This window comes from Nostoc sp. CHAB 5715, assembly GCF_020829685.1.
Taxonomy (GTDB): Bacteria; Cyanobacteriota; Cyanobacteriia; order Cyanobacteriales; family Nostocaceae; genus Nostoc.
Window position 1 is genome coordinate 1 of sequence record NZ_JAIVFR010000266.1, and the last position, 7,988, is coordinate 7,988.

7 protein-coding genes and 2 pseudogenes are annotated in these 7,988 nt (G+C 46.2%); 4 read left to right on the top strand and 5 right to left on the bottom strand.

Annotated elements, in window-relative coordinates; translation table 11 throughout:
- Nucleotides 1-560, top strand: a 560-nt coding sequence (locus LC574_RS16205; protein ID WP_368736696.1) for a WD40 repeat domain-containing protein, incomplete at its 5' end; no start/stop codon positions are given.
- A gap of 310 nt (nucleotides 561-870) precedes the next feature.
- Here the strand turns inward: LC574_RS16205 and LC574_RS16210 are convergent.
- Entirely contained in the window at nucleotides 871-2,781 is a 1,911-nt protein-coding gene (locus tag LC574_RS16210; protein WP_229454467.1) for a heavy metal translocating P-type ATPase, read from the bottom strand.
- An 80-nt stretch (nucleotides 2,782-2,861) separates the two neighbouring features.
- On the opposite strand from LC574_RS16210, the gene LC574_RS16215 reads away from it, so the two are divergent.
- A complete protein-coding gene (locus LC574_RS16215) occupies nucleotides 2,862-3,965 on the top strand; it encodes a precorrin-8X methylmutase (RefSeq protein ID WP_229454468.1) in 1,104 nt (367 codons plus the stop codon).
- 1 nt (nucleotide 3,966) lies between these two features.
- On the opposite strand, the pseudogene LC574_RS16220 reads toward LC574_RS16215, so the two are convergent.
- A pseudogene (locus LC574_RS16220) lies at nucleotides 3,967-4,230 on the bottom strand (metal ABC transporter substrate-binding protein); the annotation flags it as partial.
- Nucleotides 4,231-4,296: 66 nt separating this feature from the next.
- Here LC574_RS16220 and LC574_RS16225 point away from each other — a divergent pair.
- Nucleotides 4,297-4,557, top strand: coding sequence for a hypothetical protein (locus LC574_RS16225; protein WP_229454470.1), 261 nt, complete (start codon nucleotides 4,297-4,299; stop codon nucleotides 4,555-4,557).
- Between the two features lie 125 nt (nucleotides 4,558-4,682).
- On the opposite strand, the gene LC574_RS16230 is transcribed toward LC574_RS16225, so the two are convergent.
- Together LC574_RS16230 and LC574_RS16235 are read right to left on the bottom strand one after the other, a co-directional pair.
- Nucleotides 4,683-5,567 carry a metal ABC transporter permease gene (locus tag LC574_RS16230; RefSeq protein WP_229454471.1) on the bottom strand — a complete coding sequence of 295 codons (885 nt, stop codon included), beginning with the start codon at nucleotides 5,565-5,567 and terminating at the stop codon, nucleotides 4,683-4,685.
- Nucleotides 5,567-6,295, bottom strand: coding sequence for a metal ABC transporter ATP-binding protein (locus LC574_RS16235; protein WP_229454472.1), 729 nt, complete (start codon nucleotides 6,293-6,295; stop codon nucleotides 5,567-5,569). Before LC574_RS16235 ends, LC574_RS16230 begins: the two co-directional genes overlap by 1 nt.
- 92 nt (nucleotides 6,296-6,387) lie before the next feature.
- Between LC574_RS16235 and LC574_RS16240 the strand changes: the two genes are divergently transcribed.
- On the top strand, nucleotides 6,388-7,374 hold the full coding sequence (locus tag LC574_RS16240; RefSeq protein ID WP_229454473.1) for a metal ABC transporter solute-binding protein, Zn/Mn family: 987 nt from the start codon (nucleotides 6,388-6,390) through the stop codon (nucleotides 7,372-7,374).
- 329 nt (nucleotides 7,375-7,703) lie between these two features.
- On the opposite strand, the pseudogene LC574_RS16245 reads toward LC574_RS16240, so the two are convergent.
- Nucleotides 7,704-7,988: pseudogene (locus LC574_RS16245) on the bottom strand (HlyD family secretion protein); the annotation flags it as partial.

Below are 7,988 nucleotides of genomic sequence, written 5' to 3' on the forward strand. Positions count from 1 at the left end.
ATGAGATTTTGGTTGAGAATTGGGACGATGACCCCTATATATTACCAGTTGATTCAACAAGTTTGGTGATATCTTGGTCACCCGATGGTAAATATATCGCCTCTGGTAACATGGATCGCACAGTCATCCTTTTGGAGTGGAATAACCCCAATCCTTGGGTAATGCGAGGCTTCCCTGGCAAGATTCGTCACTTGGCATGGTCAGATACACCCACCAAGTCAGGCGCTTCTCTGCTAGCAGCTTCCAGTGTTGAAGGGATAGTTGTGTGGGAAAAAGAGGACTTGGAATGGGATGCTAGAGTCCTAGCAAGGCATGAAGACATTGTAGAATCAATCCAATTTCAACCAAAATCTCATCTGCTAGCTTCAGCGGGAGTTGATGGCTTGGTTTGCCTGTGGAATCAAGGTAAGCGACTTACTCAGATTCTCGATGGTGCTAATGGTGGATTTTCTTGCCTATCTTGGCATCCTCAAGAGTTGCAACTGGCCGCTGGGGGAAAAAACGGCGAATTAATTATCTGGTCAAAGGGAACACGGGGGCAAGGATTTAGCCGTCGTTAACAAATATCCCAATTTGCATCACTTGGTCTTTTGAGATTTGAACTGGCTAAAACCCACATTCCGCAGGTGCTCCGGCGTAGCCCAACCCAGGCATCGTAAATGCTGTATTTTTGAAAGTGACTTAAATGCTGCACTTGAGAAGCATGACAGCACCACCATTAGAAAATCTTACCTGCTAGCTGCCCTGGTTTCAAGTCTTCCTAGCTGATATACATGCCGCTGACACTGCCAAGTACACCCAAAACTGTGCCAACTGCCATTATGATTTTCTCTTGTTCAAGCAGAACATGAATTTCACCCGTTGGTTCTGCTAATTTCTGAGCAATCGTAACCCACTCAAAATTACCAGTACTGTTGATCCTTCATGCCCAACAACACCAAGGGGTAGAGTGATATTGCCTGCAAAATTGACCGCAATTAGCAGCACAATAAAGCCGAGCGCAAACACGATATTTTGTTTGACAACTCGGTGCGATCGCCGTCCCAATTTGACGGCTACTGCAATTTTCTCTAATCGATCTGCCACCAACACGATGTCAGCGGTTTCTAGAGCCACATCGCTGCCGGCAACGCCCATCGCAATGCCAACCGAGGCTTGCGCGAGCGCAGGCGCATCATTAATGCCATCCCCGACCATTGCCACCGTATTGTATTGGGTTTGCAGTTGACGAATGATGTGCAACTTATCTTCTGGCAACAGTTCGGCATAAACCCGATCAACTCCGATCACTTGAGCAATGCTGTGAGCCGTGCGTTGGTTGTCGCCAGTCAGCATGATGATTTGCTCGATACCCAGCTTTTTAAGTTGAGCGATCGCTCGTGCTGCTTCGGGTCGTACTTGATCAGCAATCGCAATTATACCCATCACCTCTTGAGCTTGAGCCACCCAAACAACCGTTTTTCCATCTTGCTCTAGCGAATCCGCAAACTGCACCAGTTCAACGGGTAAATCAGCGATGGACTGATTCACAAAATCAGCAGTGCCAACAAACACCGATTGCTTGCGCCAACTGCCTGCAATGCCTTGACCAGGGTGTGCCTGCACATCGGTCGCCCGTGACCAATCTAACGCTTGTGCGGCTTGAACAATTGCCGCCCCAATTGGATGCTCTGAGCCGGATTCCAGGGCAGCAGCAACTTGCAAGACTTCTGAAGAGGAAACTCCCACTGCCGGAATCACCTGGCAAACTTGTAGCTGTCCGGTGGTGAGCGTACCCGTTTTATCAAAAGCGATCGCCCGCACTTTGCCAATTCTCTCTAACTGGGCACCGTTCTTGAACAAGATTCCCTGCCTCGCTCCATTGGCGATACCAGATAGCAAGGTTGGCATAATTGCTGCCATTAATGCACAAGGCGACGCGACGACTAGAAAAATCAATGCCCGATAAATCGTCGTTTCCCAACTCCAGTGCAGCAGGAATGGCGGCAGCACTGCCAGCAATATTCCAACCACCACGATGACGCGAGCATACCCATGTTCAAATCGTTCAATGAATTGCTGGGAAGGTGGTGTCTCCGTTTGTGCCTGCTCCACCAATCGAATCACGCGCCGTAGCAGGCTACTCTCTGGCGGTTGATGAACTTTGAGTTTTAAGGCTCCATTGCCATTGAGCGTTCCGGCGAATACTTCATCCCCAATCGTCTTTTCAACCGGAATCGATTCTCCTGTAATCGCTGCTTGATTCAACGTACTAAATCCCTCTAGAATTAGTCCGTCTGTTGGAATGAGTTCTCCTGGCTTGATCACAATTTGATCACCTAATTCTAATTGGTCAATCGGAACTGACGCTTCTGTGCCCGATCGCAACACTTGTGCCGTATCAGAAGTCAGGCTCATCAAGCTCCGAATGCTGCGATCGGTGCGTTGCATCGCGTAATCTTCCAATGCGCCACTGATCGCAAAGATCAAAATCAACGCTGCCCCATCAACAATCAGGTAGTATTCCTGTCGCCACAAACCCAGTCCTGCGGCTCCCAGGGCTGCCACAATCATCAGCAGATCTACATCAAGTTCTTTTTCTTTGACGAGCGTGGTTAGCCCTGCACGGGCGCTCTCATACCCTCCAGTGACGTAAGCAGCAGGCAGAATCAGCAACGCCAGTCCAGTCCATCCAAACTGTAGTGCTATCCATCCGAGTAGGAGCAAGCAGCCACAGAGGAGAGCCACAAAAGCTTTTGAGTGTGTTTTTGCCAGTTGGGGCAGCCGCAATGGGTAAAGCATGAACTATGAGTGAGGGAACTCTCCCACGCTAAACCTTGACATTAACACTAATGTCAAGGTGTTGGCTTCTGGCTTGTAGGATGATTGAAGGTTTCACCATCAAAGAACTGACCGATTCAGTTGGCAGTGATATTACCCCCCGCATGGTGCGGCACTATCACCAGTTGGGATTAATGCCTCAGCCTGTGCGATCGCGCGGAAACTATCGCCTCTATACTGATCAGGATGTGCAACGGCTGCAACGCATTGTGGCACTGAAACAGCAAGGCTTTCAGCTTTCCCATATTCACAAACTGTTGGAAGCAGAACCGGAAGCGGAACAAGCAACGTTGATGGCGCAACTTCAGCAGCAGTACAGAACCATCATTCAGCAAATTAGTCAATTGCGGCAGACGGCAGCGGCACTAGAAGGACTATTGGGGCGCGATCGCCACTGCCAAACGACCCAAGCCGAAGTCCTTGCCCAACTCAAGCTGCTGGACGTTGAAACGCAGACAGGATTGGGCGGCTTGGAAAAACTTTGGTGTGGGTTGGATGCTCAAGTTCATGCCCATCCGGAAGCCTTTCAGGAATCGCTTCAGCGGTTGCTGCCTGACCTGTCAGACAGATCGGAAATTGAGGTAGATTTGCTCTCCAAGCTGGTGCTGGCGAGTGGCGATGTCAGTTTAGTTCCATTTGTGCGATTGGGGAACCAAGCCCTCGCTGCTAGCCGCACTGCTTTCAAATCGGGGTGTCAGGTGGTGGTGGATGTGCCCACGGTGAGTGCGGCGATCGACCAAACCCGACTGGCTCACCTGGGTTGTCAGGTGCAAACTTTGATTGACAATCCTCATATCACCAGTGCTGCCGAAGCAGAACTTGCATTCTGGCAAAGTCCTGACTGGAAAGATCACTTGCAGCAACTTCCAACCGGATGTGTGATCGCGATCGGCTATGCCCCGTCAGTGCTACTGGCAGTCTGTGAGGCAATTCACCAGGGTCTCATTCAGCCTGCGCTAGTGATTGGAATGCCGATCGGCTTCAGTCACGCCCCGGCGGCGAAGCGTAAACTGATGCAGTCTGGCATTCCCTTTATCACTGTTGAAGGAACGTTAGGGGGTGGGTTACTCGCCGCTACCGCTCTGAATGCGCTGGTGGAATCATTAATTGAGAAGCCAGATTGCCACTGTTATCTGGGTAAGTGACCTACTTCGGCTGAAATGCGGTGTACTGACCGCCTAACCCTTCAACGATCGCCCTGGTATTAGCAATCAGCATTTTGGGGTAGGTATCGCCCTCGGAGCCTGCTTCTCCCAAACCATCGGCAAACAGTTCTTGATCTGACACCTTCACGTTCGCCTCTTTTGCCACCGTTTCAATTAGCTTGGGATTGGCTGACACTTCCGCAAAAATGGTTGGCACCTGATCGGCTCTAATCTCGTCAGTCAGTTCTTTCACTCGTGTGGCAGTGGGTTTTTCCTCAAATTATGAATAAAATTGCACTGACTTTACTTTGCTGCTCTAGCTTTTTTTGCCTTGACAGTACTAAATGTCAACCCAGCTTTTGCGAAGAAGCTTTCTCCCCAAGATTTAGCCAATCCTACTTTGAGAGCAGCTGATACTCAGACAGTTAATGTACCCGTTTCCCAAGAATATCCCCAATCTCAATCAATCCGCTCTCTAGAAACAGAGAGAATAAAACAGCTTGCCATCCAAAAGTTTGGTTGCGATTGCTCTAGCTGTCAAGCTCTTGGCAGTCAGATGCTACTACAAGGTCAACTGCCCACACCACAGTAATTGAGATTGGATGAGCCAGTTGAAATCATCCTCTGGATTCGCTAGAACATTCCGACGCAAGGCGACACCTTCGCCCCCTCAACGGGGGAAACCCCCGCACAAGGATGGCTCAGGAACGCACTGGCTCATTTTGTCTTTTGAGATTTTAACTGGCTAAATAGTCTAGCTCTTTGATGAGCCATTTCTGGTCTGGTCAAAATTCCCTGAGTAGGGCTAAAAAATAATGCTAATAAAAATAGTACGGAAACAACTAAAACTATAGCCGCACCTGATGGCACATTCAAATAGTAGCTAATATACATTCCAGTTACACTGCTAATCACACCAATAACTGCGCCTAATTGCATCATTTGGTGTAACTCTTTCACTAATAAATAAGCTGTAATTCCTGGGCCAATCAATAGTGAAACAACTAACACTACACCCACGGTTTGCATACTGGCAATAATTGTTAGGGTAATAGCACCAGTTAAACCAAAGTGAATCCAATTAATTGGCAAACCGCTCGCTTGAGCGCCAAGTGGATCAAAAGTATAAAATAGCAATTCTTTGTAAAATAGCTTAACTAAAAGCAATATAACAATTGTGATAATTACAGTGCGCTTCACATCATCTGTAGTTACACCTAAGATGTCACCAAATAAAAACTGATGCAGGTCTAATTTGCTTTTTAATAGGGTAATCAACATGATACCCAAGGCTAAAAATCCCGAAAAAACTAATGCCATTGCTGCATCAACTTTGATGCGAGATTGAGATTGAATCCAAGTAATGACAAAAGTGCTGAGAGTTCCAGATATAAATGCACCTAAGAAAATATCAATACCTAAGAAAAAGGCTATAGCTAGTCCTGGTAAAACTGCATGAGCAATGACATCTCCTAATAATCCCATACGTTGAACAATCAGATAAGTACCGACAACAGCGCAAAGAATACCCAACAGAATTGCTGTGGTAATAGCTCCCCGCATGAACTCAAAACTTAAAGGTTCAATTAGCCAATTCAACATTAAACTACTTCCCTATTAAATATAAATATACTATCTCCATAAGCACGTTGAATATTATCTGCTGTCATCACTTCTTTCATCGAACCATTAGCAATCATTTGTTTATTCAACAATAATAACTGGTCACATTTTGTTAAAGCTGTTCCTAAATCATGAGTGATTACTAGCAAAATCTTGCCTTGGGATTTCAGTTCCTCAAACACATCAAACATGATGGCTTCTGTCTTTTTATCAACCCCAACAAATGGTTCATCAAAGAATAATAATTCGGCTTGTTGTGCCAAAGCTCGTGCTAAAAATACTCGCTGCTGTTGTCCGCCTGATAACTCTCCAATTTGACGCGATCGCAACTCTAGCATCCCCACCCTCACTAGAGCATCTTTAACTATTTCTTGAGATGGCCGTGAAGGTGCGCGAAACCAGCCTGTATGCACAGTCCGCGCCATCAGTACCACATTCCAGACTGTTATCGGGTAATCCCAGTCAATCTGCGATCGCTGTGGTACATACGCAACAGAATTTAATTGTTGTTTCAAAGCGCGATCGCGAAATTTTACAACTCCACTCGTGGTTGGTACTAAGCCCAAAATCGCCTTCACCATCGTGCTTTTACCAGCACCATTGGGGCCAATCACACCCACAATTTGTCCCGGTAAGGAACGGAAACTCACATCCTCAACCGCCGTGACTCCCCGGTAATTTACAGCTAAATGTTTAACCTCTAACATACATAATTTTTACCGTTTGTATGATAATGATTATCATTGTATCTTGAGTAATCAGATTTATGATATCTTACAAATTGCGATTCAAATCCATAGTGGCTCTTACTTTAACCTTTGGGGTACTTGGATGTAGTCCGACATCAGAAACCAGCCAATCGACTCCTGCACCTGCTAATAATGTGGCAGCTCCCCAAACAGGTACTTCACCTGCGTCAGAAGCTAGTGGCAAAGGCCCGTTAGTAGTCGCCACTAACAGCGTTGCTTGTGGCTTAACTAAAGAAATCGCAGGCGATACTATTGACCTCAAATGCTTAATCGACCCCGGTTCAGATCCCCACGTCTATCAACCCAAGCCTGATGATAGCAAAGCCATTGAGCAGGCTAAGTTAATCCTCTACGGCGGTTACGATTTTGAACCAGGTTTAATCAAACTAATTAAAGCTACTTCCAATCCTGCTCCCAAGGTGGCTGTAAATGAAGTTGCAGTCCCCAAACCCCAGCAGTTTGAGGAGGATGGTAAAACTGTTACCGATCCCCATGTATGGCAGAATGCCCAAAATGGCATAGCCATAGCACAGACGATTTCTCAACAGTTGGCAAAGGTAGCCCCAAATAATGCTGCAACTTATACTAGCAATACTCAGAAACTAACTAGCGAAATCAGTCAGTTAGATACTTGGATTAAATCGCAGATTTCTACAATTCCACCCAAGCAACGCAAATTAGTCACTACACATGATGCTTTTGGTTACTATTCCAAAGCTTATGGAATTCCCATTGAAGGGGCGCTAGGGGGTATTAGTACGGAAGAAGCGCCCACGCCTGCGCGGGTAGGCGCACTATCGAAGGATATTCAAAAAGAGGGTGTACCGACGATTTTTGCAGAGACAACGATTAATCCCAAATTGATTACGGCTGTAGCAAAAGAGGCGAAGGTGAAAGTTGCAAAAGAAGAATTATTTGCTGATGGTTTGGGCGAAAAAGGAACAGAGGGCGAAACTTACCAAGGAATGTTGATTGCTAATACACGCACGATTGTCGAAGGTTTAGGAGGTAAGTATACAGAGTTTCAACCTAAATAATCAGAGTTAGTTAGCGATCGCTATCTTGGTGATACAAAAGTTTAGATCATAGTAGTAGCGATCGCTTCTATAAACAATCCACAAATCTCATCAATTAAAAGCGAGAATGTTTGCTAATTACACGCCAGTAAGAAATAGACTGCGACCCGAAAAAGTGGTGTAAGAGGAAAGTCGCAGTGCATCTATATGATAATTATAATCACTATCAGGAGAAAGTTGATGTCTCGCAAATTGTGGGCGGTCTTTCAACTCAGTACGCGGCTCAACGCCCCGCTACCGCGCTTCAGCACTTCTTTACTTAGCACTCTTCATGCCGTGGCGTACTAGTCTTAATCTGTTAGCAATCTGGCTTTACGGAAAATAAATGTAATTATGGTTTCTTGTCGAGAAATAATATCTGCTGTCACTTCCATTCCCGGCTGAAGGGGATACTGTTGAAAATCTTTTTCTATGTATATTTTTAGCGGTTCAATACTGACTTCATAGTAGGGTGTGACTGTACTGTTACCGTTAGTTAGCGGTACAATAGTATCCGCTGATATGGCTCTCACAGCACCACTAAGCGTACCGTAATCGGGGTAGGGATAAGAAGAAATGCGTAATTCTACTTTACC